The organism is Micromonospora sp. NPDC048905, assembly GCF_040649655.1.
Lineage (GTDB): Bacteria > Actinomycetota > Actinomycetes > Mycobacteriales > Micromonosporaceae > Micromonospora.
On record NZ_JBEZFV010000001.1, the window covers coordinates 909,420 to 928,806 of the forward strand.

The following is a 19,387-nucleotide window of genomic DNA, read 5'->3' on the forward strand; positions in this document are numbered from 1 at the left end:
CAGGGAGGACGGACGTGACCGAGGACCGGGCCAGCCGGCCGAAGAGCCCGCAGCAGATCACCGAGGCGGGCCCCCCGGCCACCCGACGCCGCACCGCCGCGCGCAGCCGGACGGGTCAGCCCGCCGTACGCCCGGTCACCCCGGTCGTCAGCGCCTTCCCCGACCCGGCGACCGTCGACCTGACCGCCCGCCAGCGTCGCATCCTGGAGTTCATCCGCAACTGGGTGGAGCGGCACGGCTACCCGCCCAGCGTCCGGGAGATCGGCGAGGCGGTCGGCCTGGTGTCGCCGTCGAGCGTCGCCTACCAGCTCAAGGAGCTGGAAAAGAAGGGCTTCCTGCGCCGCGACCCCAACCGGCCGCGTGCCGTGGACGTTCGCGCCCCCAGCGAGGCCATCGACGACGAGCTGTCCCGGGCACAGCGACCGACCCCGGCGTACGTGCCGATGCTCGGTCGGATCGCCGCCGGTGGGCCGATCCTCGCCGAGCAGGCCGTGGAGGACATCTTCCCGCTGCCTCGCGAGCTCGTGGGTGAGGGCGAGGTCTTCATGCTCCAGGTCAAGGGCGACTCGATGCTCGACGCGGCGATCTGCGACGGCGACTGGGTGGTCGTCCGGCAGCAGCCGACCGCCGACTCGGGCGAGATCGTGGCCGCCATGCTGGACGGCGAGGCGACGGTCAAGACCTACCGGCGGCGCGACGGGCATGTCTGGCTGATGCCACAGAACCCGGCCTTCGACCCGATCCCCGGAGACGACGCGACCATCATGGGCCGGGTCGTGGCGGTGTTGCGCCGCATCTGACCGATCGGCGGGTGAGTGCTCACGGGCGCTCACCCGCGTCGGTTGCCCGGTGCTGGCCCGTCAGTTGTCGGGGGCTGGTCCGTCAGTTGTTGAGGGCTGGCCCGTCAGTAGCGGTCGCCGCGGGGGCCGCGACCGCCCCCGGGATACTGCCCGTACGGATCGATGGGCTCGTCGTCGTCACGGCGACGGCCTGGCCGCTGGCCCCGAGGGTCGGATTCCGGCCCCCCGCGCCGGGGCGGTTCCGCGCGACCCGTGCCGGTGTGGCCACCGTCACCGCCGTACACACCGCTGACGGGACGACCACCCCCGCCCGGAGGGACACCACCGGCACCCTGCGGACGGCCACCGCCACCCACCGGAGGACGACCGCCCCCTTGGGGGCGACCACCACCCGCCGGAGGACGAGCAGCGCCACCCGCCGGAGGACGAGCGCCGCCGTACACACCAGCGGCACCGCCGTCCGGTCGTGCCGCACCGTAGCCACCGTCGGCCGCGGTCGGTCGACCACCGCCGTACACGGCACCACCCGCCGGAGGCGGGCCACCGCGACCCGCAGGGCCACCGCGGCCCGTACCACCTGCCGGTGGCGGGCCACCGCGACCGGCGCCGCCGCCGTAGGCGCTCGCCGGCGCGCCGCCACCGTAGACGCCGCCCGTACGGTCACCCACCGCTGGCGCACCATCGACGGCCGGGCCCGGACGTGGGTTGAGCGGCTCGCCGTCCCGGGCCGACGTCTTCGCCACGTCGGCGGCCGGCAGCCGTCGGCGGGCCCGGACGATGCCGACGATGCCGGCAGCGACCAGCAGCAGGCCGATCACCCCGACCGCGCCGACCAGATAGGTGATGTCGTCGAAGTCCAGCCCGGCGGCCCAGGATGCCGAGGTCGCCTTCTTGATGTCCCCCGCCCCCGCCGCGACTGGCACCGCGGTCGACGTGGACGGTGAATAGCTGAGGATGTCGAGGGGCTCGTCCTCGCCGAACCGGAACGCGTCCGAGACGGTCAGGAACGACTTGCCGTCCGTGGAGTAGCTGATGGCCTCGCCGAACGGGTCCGCCAGCGCCGTCACCCGGGGCTTGCCGGTGGTGAGCGCGCCGACGATGTCACCGCCGCTCACGTCGTACTCGAAAGCGTCCGCGTAGGTGCGCAGGACCACCCGGGAGCCGTCCGGCGAGCGGGCCGCGCCGGTGATGGCGATCCGGCCGAACGTGTTGAGCGGGTTCTCCGTCTGGGTCTTCGGCAGCGTGATCTCGCCGACCTGGCGCATCGGCACCGAATCGGCCTCGCCGTTGCGCAACGCCGCCGTCGGCGCGTAGATCTCGGCCTTGCCGCTGGTGACCTTCGTGATGACGAGCGGTTTTCCGTCGTCACCGATGAGCAGTGCCTCGGCGTCGTGCGGCTTGCCCTCCGGGTAGGAGATCCGGTGCGGCGTCGGCTGCCTCGCGCCGGTGACCGGCATCGACCAGAGCGCGACGCGCGTGCGGCGCTCCTTCGCGTCGGCGTTGTCACCGGTGTCGGCGATCCAGAGGGTCGCGCCGTCCTTGGAGAGGGCGAGATCCTCGGTGTCGACCGGGCCCTGCCCCGGGTACCGGACCGGCTCCTTCGAGACCTTGCACTTGGTGTCGAGGAAGAAGATCCGCTCGCGCGCCGTGAGATCGGTGCTGTCGTTGATGACGACGTAGCCACTCTTGGTCGCGACCAGACCGGACAGCTCCCGCAGCCGCTCGTCGACGATCGTGCACCGCTTCTGGCCGGCGGTGACGGCGGGCGGCTCGGACGACCCGGGGCCGGGAGCCGCCGCGGCGACTCCGGCGAGCGCCACGGTTGCCCCGAACAGGCCGAGGGCAACCGTGACCGAGGAAACAACGCGGCGCATTCGGCCAGTGTCGCATGCCACGCGTTTCCGACGGATGACACCGTGGCCGCTCAGGAGCGGCTGCCCGCCGCCTGTCCCTGTCGCTCGACGTCGAACGGTGCCAGTTCCGCGGCGAGGTCCGCGGCGACGCGGACATGCAGCAGGGTGCCCTCCGGCAGGTGCGCCGTGCTGAGCACCTCGCCCGTGCGGTGCACCCGGGCAACCAGGTCACCGCGGTCGTACGGCAGCACGGCCCGGACCTCCACGGCCGGTCGCGGCAGTCGGTCCTCGATCGCCGCGCGCAGCTCGTCCATGCCCCGCCCGGAGTGCGCGGAGACGAAGATCGCGTCCGGCCAGAGCCGCTTGAGCCGCAGCAGCGAGTCCTCGTCGGCCGCGTCGGTCTTGTTGACCACCAGCAACTCGGGAAGCCGCTCCGCGCTCACCTCGGCGAGCACCGTGTGGACCGCCCGGACCTGCTCCTCGGGATCCGGGTGGGTGCCGTCCACGACGTGCACCACCAGATCCGCCTCCGCGACCTCCTCCAGCGTCGAACGGAACGCCTCGACGATCTGGTGCGGCAGGTGCCTGACGAAACCGACGGTGTCGGTCAGGGTGTAGATCCGGCCGTCCGCGGCGGTCGCCTTCCGGGTGGTCGGGTCCAGTGTCGCGAACAGCGCGTCCTCGACAAGCACGCCCGCGTCGGTCAACCGGTTGAGCAGGCTGGACTTGCCGGCGTTGGTGTAGCCGGCGATGGCCACGGCGGGAACGGAGTTGCGGTTGCGTCGGGCGCGCTTCGTGACGCGTACCGTGCGCATGCTCTTGATCTCGCGGCGCAGCCGGGAGATGCGGTGCCGAATCCGCCTCCGGTCGGTCTCCAGCTTGGTCTCACCGGGACCACGCACACCCACGCCGCCGCCGGCGCCGCCGCCGCGGCCGGAACCACCGGTCTGCCGGGAGAGCGTCTCACCCCAACCGCGCAGCCGGGGCAGCAGGTATTCGAGCTGGGCCAGCTCGACCTGGGCCTTACCTTCCTTGCTCTTCGCGTGCTGGGCGAAGATGTCGAGGATCAGCGCGGTCCGGTCGACGACCTTGACCTTGGTGCGCTGCTCCAGGTTGCGCAGCTGCGACGGGGACAACTCACCGTCACAGATGACCGTGTCGGCACCGCTGGACAGCACCACCGCGCTGAGGTCGTCGACCTTGCCGCGACCGATGTAGGTGGCCGGGTCGGGGCGACTGCGACGCTGGATGAGCCCTTCGAGCACCTGCGAACCGGCGGTCTCGGCCAGCAGGGCGAGCTCGGTGAGCGAGTTTTCCGCGTCCGCCGCCGTGCCCTCGGTCCAGACGCCCACCAGGACGACCCGCTCCAGCCGCAGCTGGCGGTATTCCACCTCGGTGACGTCGGTGAGCTCGGTTGACAGGCCCGGGACGCGTCGGAGGGACTGCCTCTCCGACAGATCCATTTCGCCGGTGGTGACGTCGTCGAGCTCGTCCTCGACGGGGACAAAGCTCTCCTGGTCTCGCAAGCGGTTCTCCTGTCCGTTTTGATAAGTGGAACGTAATCCTGACATGACACAACGCCGAACGCACCTGCTATATGCCCATGCTCCGAGTCTCGAAAAGCGGGGGCGAATGCTGGTCGGCTGCGTCAACCCGGTAGAAATGCGGGCGGCGGCCGACTGGCCGCACAGCCGTGACGGAGGGATCCCGTGGCCATCACCCGACTGCCGAGCGCCGGATTTTCGATCACCATCCGGATCGCCGTGACCGCTGACGCGTCCTCGATCGGGCGGCTCACCACCTCCGTCGGCGAGGCCGGCGCGATCGTCACGGCGTTGGACGTGGTGGACTCCGACCCGACGAACGTGATCGTCGACCTGACCTGCGACACCGCCGACGCCGGCCACGCCGACCAGGTGGTCGACGCGCTGACCGCGCTGGACGGCGTGGACGTGCGGAAGGTGTCGGACCGGACGTTCCTCCTGCACCTCGGCGGCAAGATCGAGGTGACGTCGAAGGTCGCGCTGCGCAACCGCGACGAGCTGTCCCGGGCGTACACCCCAGGGGTGGCCCGGGTCTGCATGGCGATCGCGGAGAACCCGGCGGACGCCCGGCGACTGACCATCAAGCGCAACACCGTCGCGGTGGTCAGCGACGGCTCGGCGGTGCTCGGCCTGGGCAACCTGGGTCCGGCCGCCTCGCTGCCGGTGATGGAGGGCAAGGCGGCGTTGTTCAAGCGCTTCGGCGGGGTGGACGCCTGGCCGGTGGTGCTGGACACCCAGGACACCGACGAGATCGTGCAGATCGTGAAGGCGATCGCGCCGGCGTACGGTGGGATCAACCTGGAGGACATCGCCGCGCCGCGCTGCTTCGAGATCGAGGCCCGGCTGCGCGAGGCGCTGGACATCCCGGTGTTCCACGACGACCAGCACGGCACCGCGATCTGCGTGCTGGCCGCGCTGACCAACGCGCTGCGGGTGGTCGGCAAGCAGCTGGAGGATGTCCGGGTGGTCGTCTCCGGGGCCGGCGCGGCCGGCACCGCGATCATGAAGTTGCTGCTGCGCCAGGGCGTCGGCGACATCATCGCGTACGACCGCCAGGGCGCCCTGCACCGCGGGCTGACCGGGCTCAACTCGGCGTGGCAGTGGCTGGCGGACAACACCAACAAGGAGAACTACTCGGGCGACCTGCCGGGCGCGATCCGGGGCGCCGACGTGTTCATCGGGGTGAGCGCGCCGAACCTGCTCACCGGGGACGACATCGCCCAGATGGCCAAGGACTCGATCGTCTTCGCGCTCGCCAACCCGGACCCGGAGGTCGACCCGCGGGAGGCGCGCAAGCACGCCGCCGTGGTCGCCACCGGCCGCTCGGACCAGCCGAACCAGATCAACAACGTGCTCGCCTTCCCCGGAGTGTTCCGCGGGATGCTCGACGCGCACGCCGAGGAGTTCACCGAGGAGATGGCGATCGCGGCCGCCCGGGCCATCGCCGACGTGGTGGGCGAAGACAAGATCAACCCGACGGTGATCGTGCCGAGCGTCTTCGACTCCCGGGTCGCCCCGGCGGTCGCCGCCGCCGTTCGCGCCGCCGCGCACAACCCCAGCCCGCTGCCGGCAGCCGACCCCGGCCCCGCCGACCTCCCCGAGATCGCGGCCAACGCCAGCGCGACGCCCTGAACGAGTTCGCCCTGGTGATCAAGAGGTTTGCGTCAGGATCCGCGTTGTTCCTGACGCAAACCTCTTGATCAACCCGGGTGGCGGGTCAGGGGCGGAGCGTGGTCAGGTCTACGTCGCCTCTTGCCACCAGGACGGCGGGACCGGACAGCCAGCAGGAGGTCTCGGTGACGGTGACCGTCACCCGACCGCCGGGCACGTCCACGGCGATCACTCCGGTGTCCCGGCCGAGGTCACGCAGGGCCACCGCGCCCACCGCGCAGGCACCCGTGCCGCAGGACAGGGTCTCGGCGCTGCCGCGCTCGTACACGCGCATCAGGGTGTGCCCGTCGGCGTCGTCGACCGGATCGCCCGCCACGATGAACTCGACGTTCACCCCGTTCGGAAAGAACGCCGGGTCGAACCCGGGCGCGGTGGTCAGGTCCAGCGCGGACAGCTCCACCCCGGCCGGCAGCACACAGACCAGGTGCGGGTTGCCGATGTCCACGGCGGTGCCGGCCAGGGTCAGCCCGCCCAGGGTGGCGGTCGAACTGTCGTACACCCGGGGTCGGCGCATCTCGACGGACACGGCGTCGCCCTCGACCAGCGCGCGCACGACGCCGGCCCGGGTGGCCACCGGCAGGGCCGCGCCGGCGGGCGTCGCCAACCCGGTGTCGAGCAGGTAGCGCACGAAGACCCGGGCACCGTTGCCGCACATCTCGGCGAACGAGCCGTCGGCGTTCCAGTAGTCCATGAACCACTCGGCCTCGCCGGCCAGCCCCGCGCCGTCCGGATGCTTGGCCGCCCGGACCACCCGCAGCACGCCGTCCGCGCCGATGCCCCGCCGCCGGTCGCAGAGCGCCGCGACCAGCTCCGGGGTCAGGTCGAGCTGACCGTCCGGGTCGGGAAGAAGGACGAAGTCGTTGCCGGTGCCGTGGCCCTTGGTGAACTCCACGCCCCCATTATCGCGTCTCGGCCGGCACCAGACGCAGCGCGGCCCCGATCAGGTCCGGCGCGGTCGAGTCCAGCCAGTGGATCCGCTGGTCGCGCCGGAACCAGGACCGCTGCCGGCGGACGAAACGCCGGGTGGCGCGGACCGTCTCCTCGTGCGCCTGCGCCTCGGTCAGCTCACCGGCGAACAGGCGCAGCACCTGCTGGTAGCCCAGCGCCCGGCTCGCCGTCCGCCCCTCGGGCAGCCCGCGCGCGACCAGCTCCCGGGTCTCCGGCACCAGGCCGTCGGCCCACATCCGGTCGACCCGCAGCGCGATCCGCTCGTCCAGCACGCCCGTGTCCAGGTCCACGCCGAGCTGTACGGACGGGTAGTACGGCGTGGGCTGGGGCAGCGACGCGGTGAACGGCGCGCCGGTGAGCTCGATCACCTCCAGCGCCCGCACGATGCGCCGGCCGTTGCCGGGCAGGATGCCCTCGGCGGCGACCGGGTCGGCGGCGCGCAGCCGCGCGTACAGCGGGGCCGGGCCGACCTCGGCCAACTCCCGTTCCAGCCGGTCCCGCAGCGCGGCGTCGGTCCCGGGGAACTCGAAACGCTCCAGCACCGCCCGCACGTACAGCCCGGACCCACCGACCAGCAGCGGCACCCGCCCCCGGGACAGGATGTCGTCCACCGCCGCGCGGGCCAGCCGCTGGTACTCCGCGACACTCGCCGGCTCGGTGACCTCCCAGATGTCCAACAGGTGGTGCGGCACGCCGTCCCGCTCGGCTGCGGTCAGCTTGGCGGTGCCGATGTCCATGCCCCGGTAGAGCTGCATCGAGTCGGCGTTGACCACCTCACCGTCCAGCGCGTGCGCCAACGCGATGCTCAGCGCCGACTTGCCCGCCGCGGTCGGGCCGACCACCGCGACGACAGTGCCCCCCGCGTCGCCTCTCACGTCCGCGTCGCCTGTCACATCCGCTCCCAGGACGCCACGAAGTAGGCCACCCCGTAGGGGGCGGAGTCGTGCAGCAGCTCACCACGCCACCCTCCGCCGGCCGCCCGGGCCGCGCCGGCCAGCACCTGCCAGGGCGCCCGGCCGGCGGCCTTCAGCTCCGCCGACACCACCGGGTCGAGGCCGAGCAGGGCGTCCAGGTCCGCCTCGGCCAGAGCCGTGGCAACCCCCTTGTCGTACGCGCTGGCGCGCGGGTCGTCGTACCCGGGGGCCTTCTCGCCCCGGCAGGCCGACCCGTCACCGAGCACCAGCAACGCCACCCGGTTCCCCGTGGCGCCGACCTCGTCCGCGAGCGCGGCCAGCTCGGCCGGGCCGGCGTCGGCGGCCACCTGCACGGCGGTCACCGACATCCGGGCATCGTGCGCCCGCGCGTCGTGCGCTCGCGCGTCGTGCGCCCGCGCGTCGTGCGCCCGCGCGTCGTGCGCTCGCGCGTCGTGCCGGGACAGCAACCACGCGCCGATGGTCAGGCTCAACGGCAGCACCGCGCCCCGGTCCGGCTGACCGGGGACCAGCGGCACGTCCAGGTCGACACCCCACGGCTGGAGGGAACCGGTGGCCGGGGAGTCGATCAGGCCGGTGACCGGGCCGGTGCCGAGCAGCACCACGGTGTCCGGGTCGACGGCCAGCAACCGGCGTACGGCCACGTCGCAGGACGCCCGCAGGCCGTCCAACTCCGGGGCCGCGGAGCCGGCCACCTCGGGCACGAGCAGGGGCGGATGTGGGCAGACGGCAGCGGCGACCAGTGGCACCCTTTCACCGTAGCGGGAATCGTCGGTGCGTCTCCGCGCCGATCCGGTCATTCGGCCCCTAGGACACCGTATGGTCACGGTCGGCGATAGGCGCTCGACGCGGACCGGGTGAGACCTGTGACAATGCCGGAAGCAACTTGGCTGCGCCGTGGCGGCGACGGGGGTTCGTTCCCTCGACGCCGGGAGAACGAGGATGGGCACATGAGCGACTGGACTGCCTTCGGACGGGTGGACGCGGACGGCACCGTTTACGTCAAGACCACCGAGGGTGAGCGGGTGGTCGGATCCTGGCAGGCGGGTGCGCCGGAGGAGGGCCTGGCACACTTCGCGCGCCGCTTCGCCGATCTGGTCACCGAGGTGGACCTGACCGAGGCTCGGCTCAAGTCGGGTGCGGCGGATGCCGGACACTCGGTGAGCACGATCCGGCGGATCCGTGCCACGCTGCCCGAGGCCAACGTGGTCGGCGACATCGACGCACTGGCCGCTCGCCTCGACAAGCTGGCCACCCTCGCCGAGGAGAAGGCCGGCGAGGCGCGCGCTGCCCGGGAAGCCGCTCGCGGCGAGGCCCTGGCACGCAAGACCGCCCTTGTGGAGGAGGCCGAGAAGCTGGCCGCCGAGTCCACCGGTTGGAAGACCGCCGGGGACCGGCTCAAGGAGATCCTCGACGAGTGGAAGACCATTCGTGGGGTCGACAAGAAGGCCGACGGCGAGCTGTGGAAGCGTTTCGCCGCCGCCCGGGACGGTTTCACCCGTCGCCGGGGCGCCCACTTCGCGTCCCTGGACTCCCAGCGCAAGCAGGCGCAGACGGTCAAGGAGGAGCTGGTCGCCGAGGCGGAGAAGCTCTCGGAATCCACCGACTGGGCCGCGACCGCCAACCAGCTCAAGGAGCTGATGACCCAGTGGAAGGCCGCGCCGCGCGCTTCCAAGGAGGCCGAGCAGAAGCTCTGGGAACGGTTCCGGGGCGCGCAGGATGCCTTCTTCAGCCGGCGCAGTGAGGTCTTCTCCGCCCGGGACAACGAGCAGCGCGGCAACCTGGAGCGCAAGCAGGCCCTGCTCGCCGAGGCCGAGGCGTTGGACATCGACGCCGACCCGAAGGGCGCCCAGGCCAAGCTGCGGGAGATCCAGGCACAGTGGCACGAGGCCGGCCGGGTGCCCCGCGAGGCGGCCACCGGACTGGAGCGCCGACTGCGCGTCATCGACGACAAGGTCCGCGACGTGATGGACTCGGCGTGGCGCCGCACCACCAAGGAGGACAACCCGCTGCTCGCGCAGATGCGGGCGCAGGTGGCCGAGGCCGAGGAGCGGCTGGCCCGGGCCCAGAGCGCCGGCGACGCGCGCCGGATCAAGGACGCCGAGCAGGCGCTCGCCGCCAAGCGGCAGTTCCTCCAACTCGCCGAGCAGGCCGGCTGAGCTGACGACGTCCGGAGCCCCCGGTCCCGCTCGGGACCGGGGGCTCCCGCGTCTCCACCCGCACGCCTCACCCGCCCTGGTGCACGCGCCCGCGACCCTCATCCTCGCCCTTCGCGCCGCACGCGCCCGGCGCCCGGCGCCCGGCGCCCGGCGCCCGGCGCCCGGCGCCCGGCGCCCCGGCGCCCCGGCAAGATCACACTCGATCCTGGATGTAGTGGCCACGAAGCGCCGGGATGCAACTACATCCGTGTTCAAGCGCGATCATGCAGGGGCGCGCGGCGCAAGGGGCAGCGGGCGGAGACGCGCGGTGTGGGATACGGCGCACGGGACGGACGGGCAGGGTGTGGGGGCGCAGAGGACCGGCGGGCCGCGGGCAGGTGCGGTCGGCGCGGGGCGCAGGGCAACGCACGCCGGACGCAGGGCGACGGCGCGCCGGGCGCGGGGCGGCGCGCAGGCGCAGGTTGACGCATCGAGGCTGGCTGATCAGAATGAGCGACGGAGCCAGGTAGGGCCACCGGCACGAGGGCGACGAGGGCGGGACATCCGCCGTCGAGGGTCGCCGGTGAGCTGCCGCGAGTGACCACGTCCGCGTGACATGGGCCGTCGCGCACTGTCCGCGTACCCGAAAAGGGGCCGTGACGTGCGGACGGCCGCCCGCCGACGTCGTCATCGGACGGCGTCGGACCTCCGAAGTGGAGCTCGAATGTTCCGTCCCAAGGCTCTCGGCGGCGCGCTGACCGCGCTCGCCACCGTCGCGGCTGGCGTGTTCCTCGCCACCGCCGTCAGCACCAGCCCGGCCGTCGCCGCTGGCACCGGCTCCGGTTACCTGCACACCAACGGCAATCAGATCGTGGACAGCACCGGTGCCACGGTCCGGTTGACCGGCATCAACTGGTTCGGCATGGAGACCGACAACAAGACCTTCCACGGGCTGTGGTCGAACAACCCGTGGCGGGGGCAGCTCGACACGATGGCCCGGCTGGGTTACAACACGTTGCGGGTGCCGTACTCGAACGACGCGCTGAAGCCGGGCGCGACCGCCAGTGGGATCAACGACTTCGTCAACCCGGACCTGATCGGGCTGTCGCCGTTGCAGATCCTGGACAAGGTGATCGACTACGCCGGCAGCAAGGGAATGCGGATCATCCTGGACCGGCACCGGCCGACGTCGGCCGGGCAGTCGCCGTTGTGGTACACGTCGACGGTCTCCGAGGCGACCTGGATCAACGACTGGAAGATGCTCGCCCAGCGGTACGCGGGTAACCCGACGGTGATCGGCGCGGACCTGCACAACGAGCCGCACGCCGAGGGCACCAACCCGGCGGCCACCGGCGCGTGCTGGGGCTGTGGCGACACCACCCGGGACTGGCGGCTCGCCGCCGAGCGGGCCGGCAACGCGATCCTTGGTGTCCAGCCCAACTGGCTGATCTTCGTGGAGGGGGTGAGCTGCCCGAGCGGTGGCCTCTCCAACGTCTGGGACGGCGACACCAGCAACGACGAGGACTGCGGTTGGTGGGGTGGCAACCTGTCGAAGGCGGGTCAGTTCCCGGTACGGCTGAGCGTGGCCAACCGGCTGGTCTACTCGCCGCACGAGTACGCCACCTCGGTGTACCGGCAGACCTGGTTCGACGCCCCGGACTACCCGGCGAACATGCCGGCGATCTGGGACAAGTACTGGGGTTACCTCTACAAGCAGAACATCGCTCCGATCATGATGGGTGAGTTCGGTAGCACTCTGGTCGACCCGAAGGACAAGGTGTGGCTGGAGAAGTTGATGGCGTACACCGGGACCGGGGTGACCGGGATGTCCTTCACCTACTGGTCGTGGAACCCCAACTCCGGTGACACGGGCGGCATCGCGCTTGACGACTGGACGAACGTCAACACCACCAAGCAGGCGATCCTCCAGCCGTACCTGATCGCACCGTCGGGTGGCGGACCCACCGGCGGACCGACGGGCGGACCTACCGGCGGGCCGACCGGCGGGCCGACCACCCCGCCGCCGGGTGCCTGCACGGCCACCTACCGGCAGGTCAACGCCTGGCAGGGCGGCTTCCAGGGTGAGTTGACCGTGAAGAACACCGGTTCGGCCGCGGTGAATCCGTGGTCGGTCACCTGGACCTGGCCGGCCGGGGTGACGTTGGGCAGTGGCTGGAACGCCACCGTCTCCCAGTCCGGCACGACTGTCACTGCCGCTGCGCCCAGTCACGCGCCGTCCCTGGCTGCGGGTGGGTCGGTCACCGTGGGCTTCACCGCCAACGGCACCGCCAGCGCCCCGGGTGCCGTGAAGCTCAACGGCGCCAGCTGCTGAACCGCTGGGACGGCCGATGCGGTGCGCATCGGCCGTCCCCGCCATTTACATTCACATGCTTCTATGCTTTCATCGGGAAAGCGTTTGCCTTCGCAGAGGTGGCCGCGAGCGCGGGAGCCGCTTTCCTTCACGTCATCGCACTGGCGGGCCACTGGTCCGGGCACGATTCGCCGCCCACGGGCATGGGTGTCGCGACGGTCCCGTCCGCCTCCTCGAAAGGAAGCAGCATGCGCACACCACAGCGTCGAATGACGCTGCTCGCCGCCACCGCCGCCGCCACCGCCAGCCTCGTCACCGCCGGGCTGCTGACGTCCGTGTCCGCGCAGGCGGCCGCCGGCTGCCGGGTCGCCTACACGGTCGCCAGCCAGTGGCCGGGCGGGTTCACCGGCAACGTCACGGTCACCAACCTCGGCGACCCGGTCTCCGGTTGGACGCTGCGCTGGTCGTACGGGGCCGGGCAGCAGGTCAGCCAGGCGTGGGGTGCCACCGTCTCGCAGACCGGGGGCCAGGTGTCCACCGCCAACGTGGACTACAACGGCAACCTGGCGACCAACGGCAGCGCCTCGTTCGGCTTCAATGCGAGTTGGAACAACGCCAGCAACCCGGACCCGACCAGCTTCACCCTGAACAACGTCGCCTGCACCGGCGGCACCACCACCCCGACCACGCCGACCAACCCGGGCACACCGACGACCCCGCCGATCCCGAGCGATCCGCCGCCCAGCGTCCCGCCACCGACCGGTCTCGTCGGTTGGGCCACCCAGAACGGCGGCACCACCGGCGGCGGCGGCGCACCGGCCACCACCGTCACCAACGCGTCGGCGCTGACCAGCGCGCTGAACGCGACGGGCGCCGCGGTGATCCGGGTGTCCGGCACGATCTCCTGCTCGGGAATGCTGCGGGTCCGGTCCAACAAGACCATCCTCGGCAACTCCGGCGCCACCATCGCCGGCTGCGGGCTCAACGTCAGCGGTGACCGCAACGTCATCATCCGCAACCTGACCTTCCGGGACTGGAACGACGACGCGATCAACGTGCAGGAGTCGGCCACCAACGTGTGGGTCGACCACAACACCTTCAGCAACGGGTACGACGGCGCGGTCGACATCAAGCGCGGATCGGACTTCGTCACCGTGTCGTGGAACCGGGTCTTCAACCACGACAAGGCCATGCTGCTCGGCCACAGCGACGACAACGGCGCCCAGGACACCGGCCACCTGCGGGTGAGCTACCACCACAACTGGTTCGACGGGAGCAGGCAGCGCAACCCCCGGGTGCGCTTCGGCAACCCGGTGCACGTGTTCAACAACTACTACCGGGCCAACGGCGGCTACGGCGTGGCCTCCACGGAGAACGCCGGCGTGCTCGTCGAGGGCAACTACTTCGAGAACGTCAACGACACGTACCACCTGGGCGAGGCCGACTCCGGGCCGGGCCGACTGGTCGCCCGGAACAACCACTTCGTCAACTCGCCCGCCGGGCAGACCGGCGGCAGCGTGGCCAGCATCCCGTACTCGTACCAACTCGACACCGCGAGCAGCGTCAAGTCCGTCGTGACGGCGGGCGCCGGCGCCGGCCGGATCACCGTCTGACCGAGGAAGGGCCCCTCGACGAGGGGCCCTTCCGTGCGCTCAGTGCGTGGCGCAGCCGGCGGTGGGTGCGGGCGCGACCGGCGGCGCGCCGATCGTCGGCAGACCGAGCAACACCCCGGGGGTACGCGGGGAGCGGCCCGCCTCGGCCGCGTCGCCGGCCCGGGTCCGTCGGTGCGCCACCGGCGGTCCGTCGGCGTTGAGGTGGTGCGGAGCGGCGTACGTGATGGTGGTGTGCACGATGTCGCCCGGCCGGATCTGCCCAGCGAGGGACTCCCCACCCGCGGTCTCGGTCGCGAAGTGCACCAGCCGGCCGTCGCGGGCCCGACCGGACATCCGGCCGGTCCGCTCGTCCTTGCGGCCCTCGCCGACGGCGACCAGCACCTCGACGGTCTCCCCGACGAGCCGCTTGTTCTCCGCCCAGGTGATCTCCTCGACGCAGGCGACGAGCCGCTCGTAGCGCTCCTGCACGACCTGCTTGGGTAGCTGATCGTCCATGGTCGCGGCGGGGGTGCCGGGGCGCTTCGAGTACTGGAAGGTGAAGGCCGAGGAGAACCGGGCCTCGCGGACCACGTCCAGGGTGCGCTGGAAGTCGGCCTCGGTCTCGCCGGGGAAGCCGACGATGATGTCGGTGGTGATCGCCGCGTCCGGCATCGCCGCCCGGACCTTCTCGATGATCCCCAGGTAGCGCTCGGAGCGGTAGGACCGGCGCATCGCCTTCAGCACGTCGTCGGAGCCGGACTGCAACGGCATGTGCAGCGAGTGGCAGACGTTCGGCGTCTCGGCCATCGCGGCGATCACGTCGTCGGTGAAGTCCTTCGGGTGCGGGCTGGTGAACCGGACCCGCTCCAACCCGTCGATGTCGCCGCAGGCCCGCAACAGCTTGCCGAAGGCGTACCGGTCGCCGAACTCCACCCCGTAGGAGTTGACGTTCTGCCCGAGCAGGGTCACCTCCAGCACGCCCTCGTCGACCAGGGCGCGCACCTCGGAGAGGATGTCGCCGGGACGGCGGTCCTTCTCCTTGCCGCGCAGCGCGGGCACGATGCAGAACGTGCAGGTGTTGTTGCAGCCCACCGAGATCGACACCCAGCCGGCGTAGGTGGACTCGCGGCGGGTGGGCAGCGTGGAGGGGAAGACGTCGAGGGACTCCAGGATCTCCACCTCGGCGGCGGCGTTGTGCCGGGCCCGCTCCAGCAGCACCGGCAGCGCACCGATGTTGTGGGTGCCGAAGACCACGTCCACCCAGGGCGCCTTGCGGACGATCTCGCCCCGGTCCTTCTGGGCCAGGCAACCACCGACCGCGATCTGCATCCCCGGGTGCTTGTCCTTCACCGGGCGCAGCCGACCGAGGTTGCCGTAGAGCCGGTTGTCCGCGTTCTCCCGGACGGCGCAGGTGTTGAACACGACGATGTCCGGGTTGTCGTCGGAGGGCACCGCACGTACGTAGCCAGCCTGTTCGAGCAGGCCGGAGATGCGCTCAGAATCGTGGACGTTCATCTGGCAGCCGTACGTCACGACGTTGTAGGTCCTAGCCACCCTCTTGGTGCCCCTTCCCCTCGGGCTACCAGGGTAGCGGCCCAGTTGGCAGCCCCCACCCACCGGCATTGACCCGACGGTCCACGGTGAGGGTTCCCGGCGGGGAGCACGCTGCCGCCCGGGCCTCGGCACGGTCACAGCGGGGAGCCGGAACGGTGCCCCCGATCACAACAGGTGCAGGTCGATCACCCGGACGACGAACCGCCGGTCACGCAGGGTCCGCACCGTGGGGTGCTCCGCGCCGATGACCTCGGCCAGCCGGTCCGCCACCGCGCCGACGTCCTCGGCAGGGGCCTCGCCACCGGCGCGCGTCGACACCAGGGCGAGGTCACCGAGGCACCGCAGCGTGTCGGGGTGATCCGCCCCGATCACCGCGGCCAGGCGACCGGCGGTCTCCCGCAGTCGCTCCCGCGCCGAGTCCCACGCCCCCTCCTCGGCGAGACACACCGCGTGGTTCACCTCCGCGGCGAGGGTGTGCGGGTGGTCGGGGCCGAGTATCTTGCGGAACTCACCGGACGCCCGGGCCGCCGACGTACGGGCTTCCGACCTGCGGCCGAGCGCGCGCTCGGCGGCAGCGATGTTACTCAGCGTGGCCAGGGTGTACGGGTGTTCCGGGCCGAGCCGGAGACCCTCCTCATACGCCTGGCTGACCGCGAGCATCTCGGTCAGTGCCCGAGTCGCATCGCCGACGGCCAGCAGGTTCGCCGCCCGGCTCGCCCGGCACGCCAGCGTGTCCGGGTTGTCCGGACCGAAGCGTTCGCCGAGTTCGCGGTAGGCCGTGTCGAACATCGGCGCGGCCTCGCTGCCCCGACCGGAGCTGCGCAGGGACACCGCCAGGTTGACCTGAGCGACGAGGCTCTGGCCGTCGTCCGGCCCGAGCACCTCGCAGTACGTGTCGTAGACCGCGCGCAGCAGGGTGGCCGAGCGCTCGTACTCGCCGGCCTCCCGCAGGTCGCTGCCGAGCCGCACGGCGGAGACGAGCGTGTCGGGATGGGTGGGGCCGAGCACCAGCCGCCGCCGCTGGTGCACCTCGTCGTCCCACCGCCGGGCCGACCGGTAGTCGCCGACCAGCCGGTACGAGACGGCGAGGTTGTTGGCCGCGCTCAACGTCCCCGGGTGGTCCTCGCCGAACACCTGGAGCCATGAGGCGTAGGTGGACCGGTCCCGTTCCAGGGCCTCGGCGTAGCGGCCGAGCGCTCGTAGGTCAGCGCCGAGGCCGCCGGCGGTCATCAGGCTGTGCGGGTGCAGCGGGCCCAGCAGCCGGTGTTGCTCGGCCAGCACCGCCTCGTCCAGGTCCCGGGCCTCGTCGAAGCGGCCCAGGCTGCGCAGGATGTTCGCCCGGTTGAACCGCAGGTGCAGCAACTGTCGACCCAGCGCCGACGTCTCGACCTCGTCGTGCGTGTCGCCGAGCCGGGCGCTCCAGGTGTCGTCCATCTCCTGGCTGAAGACGTCGGCCTGGTCCAGACCGCCGCGCTGCCACAGATAACGGACCCGGTCGATCAGGAGCTGACACACCGGCTCGTCGGGGCAGGTCAGCGCCTCGGAGACCTCCAGGTGCGGCCAGAGCATCCGCAGCCGGGCCCAGGTGGTCGGGTCGTCCACGTCGCCGCGTGGCCGGGACGCGGCCAGCACCAGGTGCACCTGGTGTCGGGCGCCGTCGATCTCGTCGTCGGTCATCCGGTCGCGGACCACCGCCTGCAACAGCCGGTGCACCTGCACCCGACCGCCCTGGACGTCGAGTTTGAGCAGCGCCAGGCGGTTGATCTGCTGGACCAGGGCACCACGTACGAGCCGCTCCGACACCGACGGGTCGAACGGCACGAGGGCCGCCGCCATCTCGTCGCTGTAGACGAGTTCGAGGGCGATCTCCGGAGCCAGCACCGAGCAGAGCTGCAACAGCCGGTACGCGGCCGGCGCCTGGTCGAGCAGCCGGTTCAGCGACAAATCCCAGGTCGCCTCCACCGAGAGGGCGCTCGGGCCGTGCCGCTCGATCTGCCGTAGGTAGTCGGCGACCGACGTGCCGGTGTCGGCGAGCCAGGCGCCCGCCGCGGCCACCGCGATCGGCAGGTCGCCGAGCGCCTCGGCCACCCGGTCGGCCTCCTCGGCGCCGATCGTGGGCACCCGCTGGGCGAGGTGCGCGACGGCCTCGGTGCGGTCGAAGACGTCCACCTGGATCGGGTTCGCCCGGTCACCCCAGGCACGGTTGCGGGAGGTCAGCAGGACGTGCCCGGGACCCTGCGGCAGGAAGGGCTCGATCTGGTCGAGCTCTTCGGCGTTGTCGAGTACGACGAGCCACCGCTCGTACGGCTCACCACGGCCGAGCACCTGGAGCACCGACCGGACCGTGTCGGGCAGGGTGGGACCGACGAGGATGCCGAGGCGACCGGCGAGGTCGGCCAGGGCGGTGTCGACGAACTGCGGCGGGTCCGCCACGATCCACCAGACCACGTCGTACGCGGACTTGAACCGGTGCACGTATTCCAAAGCCACCTGCGTCTTACCGACGCCGCCCATGCCCTGGAGGGCGACCGGCAGCACCACCGCGACGCCCCCACCCTGCAACTGCGTGCGCAGTCGCGCCAGGTCGCCCTCGCGGCCGGTGAACCGGGCGTTCCGGTTGGGGGCGTTGAAGATCAACGGCTCGGTGCCGGGATAACGGGTGGCCCCGCCAGCCGGCCCGTCCGCCGACGACGGCACCGGCCGACCGACCAGCCGCAACACCCGCTCCACAGCGGTCGCGGCGCTCACGTTGACCAGGGTGGTGGAGCTCCCGGCCGAAAACTCGGCCAACGGGCGCAGGTCGGCGACGTACACGGCCAGGGCCATGAAGTCGGAACTCGGGCCCCGGTCGGGCAGGCCGCCGGACGGCGTCGCCACGTAGGCCGGCGAGACCACGGTCAGCGTGCGCGGGGCCGGCGTGCCGGTGGAGCCGACGGCGGCCGTCGGCTCCACCACCCGCAGCCCGGACGATCTGAGCACCTGCTCCAGCCACTCGGCCCAGATGGCGTCCTCCGGCGCGTACCGGAGCACGATCTGGTCGTCGATCGCCTCGGCGCGTCGGCGGAAACGGGCCTTGCCCCGCTCCCGCACCGACTCGTCCATAACGGGCAGCGCCGTTACCGCACCGGCGGTGAGGATCCCGGTCAATGTCTCGAACGCGGCCAGCAGCGAGGTCGGGGAGCCGGGCGGGTCGCAGAATGTCGCCAGCTTCTCCTCGTACGCGTAGTACGGCCGGTACGGCACCTCGACTGCCGCCCAGTACCGCTGGCGCTGCGCCTCGGTCATCTCCGCCGGCAGACCAGCGAACCGGCGCATGGCCAACAGACGACCAGCCTCGCTCTGCTCCTTCACGGCGTGGTCGACCCGCATCGGCACCGGCAGGACCCGGATGTCCCGCTGCCGGTACCGTTCCCGGACCGAGTGCGCGACCCGAGCTGCCCCGTCGATGCCCTGGTCGCTGAGGGTGAAACAGTCGACCAGGGTGTCCGGCAGGTGCAGGGTGCAGATGTCGGCGACGTCGCTCGACCCGGTCCGGCTGTCGATCAGGGTGAAGTCGTACTGCCGCTTCATGTCCGCCCGCAGCGCCTCGAAGAACTGCGCCCCGCCCAGCCGGTTGTAGAAGTTGTCCCAGTTCAACCCACTCACCGAGACGGCGTAGTCGCTGTTCTGCCGGCCGGCGGAGAGGAAGTCGAGAGCACCGCCGTCGGGGAAGTTCCAGCGCAGCGAGAACGCGTGCCGGCCGACCCGGGCGTACTGCTCCATCCAGCGGTCCGGCCGGTCGTCGAGCCGGGTGGTCTCCCACTCGTAGTCGCGGATCATGTCGATCACGCCGCTGGCGCCCTGGATCGCCCCGGTGTCGAGGAACGGGTGGAAGAAGCGGTGCAGGCCGGGTGACTCGAGATCCCAGTCCGCGACCAGCACCCGCTTACCGTTGGCAGCGAGGATCCACGCGATGTTGGCCAGCGCCGTCGTCCGTCCCGTTCCACCCTTGAACGAGTAGAAGGTGATGACCTGACCTTCGCGATCAGCGCTCATGCCTGTCCT

The 19,387-nt window shown here is 71.7% G+C and carries 12 protein-coding genes; 5 read left to right on the top strand and 7 right to left on the bottom strand.

The annotated features are described in order from the left end of the window. Nucleotides 1-14 precede the first annotated feature (14 nt). On the top strand, nt 15-800 hold the full coding sequence (gene lexA, locus AB0C01_RS04325; protein WP_357247520.1) for a transcriptional repressor LexA: 786 nt from the start codon (nt 15-17) through the stop codon (nt 798-800). Nucleotides 801-904: 104 nt separating this feature from the next. Here lexA and AB0C01_RS04330 read toward each other — a convergent pair whose 3' ends face one another. Next, nucleotides 905-2,674, bottom strand: coding sequence for a hypothetical protein (locus AB0C01_RS04330; protein WP_357570195.1), 1,770 nt, complete (start codon nt 2,672-2,674; stop codon nt 905-907). Between the two features lie 50 nt (nt 2,675-2,724). Then, a complete protein-coding gene (gene hflX / locus AB0C01_RS04335; protein ID WP_357247514.1) occupies nt 2,725-4,179 on the bottom strand; it encodes a GTPase HflX in 1,455 nt (484 codons plus the stop codon). Nucleotides 4,180-4,362: 183 nt separating this feature from the next. Here hflX and AB0C01_RS04340 point away from each other — a divergent pair, with 183 nt between their 5' ends. Continuing rightward, nucleotides 4,363-5,829: an NAD-dependent malic enzyme gene (locus AB0C01_RS04340; protein ID WP_357070375.1), complete on the top strand. Its 1,467-nt coding sequence runs from the start codon at nt 4,363-4,365 to the stop codon at nt 5,827-5,829. 85 nt (nt 5,830-5,914) lie between these two features. Here the strand turns inward: AB0C01_RS04340 and dapF are convergent, their stop codons facing one another. From dapF to AB0C01_RS04355, 3 genes are read right to left on the bottom strand one after another with little or no spacing between them, the layout of a single operon-like run. Then, nucleotides 5,915-6,760: a diaminopimelate epimerase gene (gene dapF / locus AB0C01_RS04345; protein ID WP_357247511.1), complete on the bottom strand. Its 846-nt coding sequence runs from the start codon at nt 6,758-6,760 to the stop codon at nt 5,915-5,917. 7 nt (nt 6,761-6,767) lie between these two features. Then, a complete protein-coding gene (miaA, locus tag AB0C01_RS04350) occupies nt 6,768-7,691 on the bottom strand; it encodes a tRNA (adenosine(37)-N6)-dimethylallyltransferase MiaA (RefSeq protein ID WP_357247508.1) in 924 nt (307 codons plus the stop codon). 14 nt (nt 7,692-7,705) lie between these two features. After that, complete coding sequence (locus AB0C01_RS04355) at nt 7,706-8,548, bottom strand: class III extradiol dioxygenase subunit B-like domain-containing protein (RefSeq protein ID WP_357570196.1); 843 nt, start codon at nt 8,546-8,548, stop codon at nt 7,706-7,708. Between the two features lie 150 nt (nt 8,549-8,698). Here AB0C01_RS04355 and AB0C01_RS04360 point away from each other — a divergent pair, with 150 nt between their 5' ends. The 3 genes from AB0C01_RS04360 to AB0C01_RS04370 all read left to right on the top strand — a co-directional run bounded on the left by AB0C01_RS04360 (nt 8,699) and on the right by AB0C01_RS04370 (nt 13,810). Then, nucleotides 8,699-9,907, top strand: a complete 1,209-nt coding sequence (locus tag AB0C01_RS04360) for a DUF349 domain-containing protein (protein WP_357247502.1) — start codon at nt 8,699-8,701, stop codon at nt 9,905-9,907. Between the two features lie 703 nt (nt 9,908-10,610). Next, nucleotides 10,611-12,218 (top strand): cellulase family glycosylhydrolase, encoded by a 1,608-nt coding sequence (locus AB0C01_RS04365; RefSeq protein ID WP_357570197.1) that lies wholly within the window; start codon nt 10,611-10,613, stop codon nt 12,216-12,218. Nucleotides 12,219-12,445: 227 nt separating this feature from the next. Further along, on the top strand, nt 12,446-13,810 hold the full coding sequence (locus AB0C01_RS04370; RefSeq protein WP_357247496.1) for a cellulose binding domain-containing protein: 1,365 nt from the start codon (nt 12,446-12,448) through the stop codon (nt 13,808-13,810). A 39-nt stretch (nt 13,811-13,849) separates the two neighbouring features. On the opposite strand, the gene miaB is transcribed toward AB0C01_RS04370, so the two are convergent. After that, nucleotides 13,850-15,343 (bottom strand): tRNA (N6-isopentenyl adenosine(37)-C2)-methylthiotransferase MiaB, encoded by a 1,494-nt coding sequence (gene miaB / locus AB0C01_RS04375; RefSeq protein WP_357570198.1) that lies wholly within the window; start codon nt 15,341-15,343, stop codon nt 13,850-13,852. A 165-nt stretch (nt 15,344-15,508) separates the two neighbouring features. Continuing rightward, nucleotides 15,509-19,378, bottom strand: a complete 3,870-nt coding sequence (fxsT, locus tag AB0C01_RS04380; protein ID WP_357570199.1) for an FxSxx-COOH system tetratricopeptide repeat protein — start codon at nt 19,376-19,378, stop codon at nt 15,509-15,511. Between the last annotated feature and the right edge of the window lie 9 nt (nt 19,379-19,387).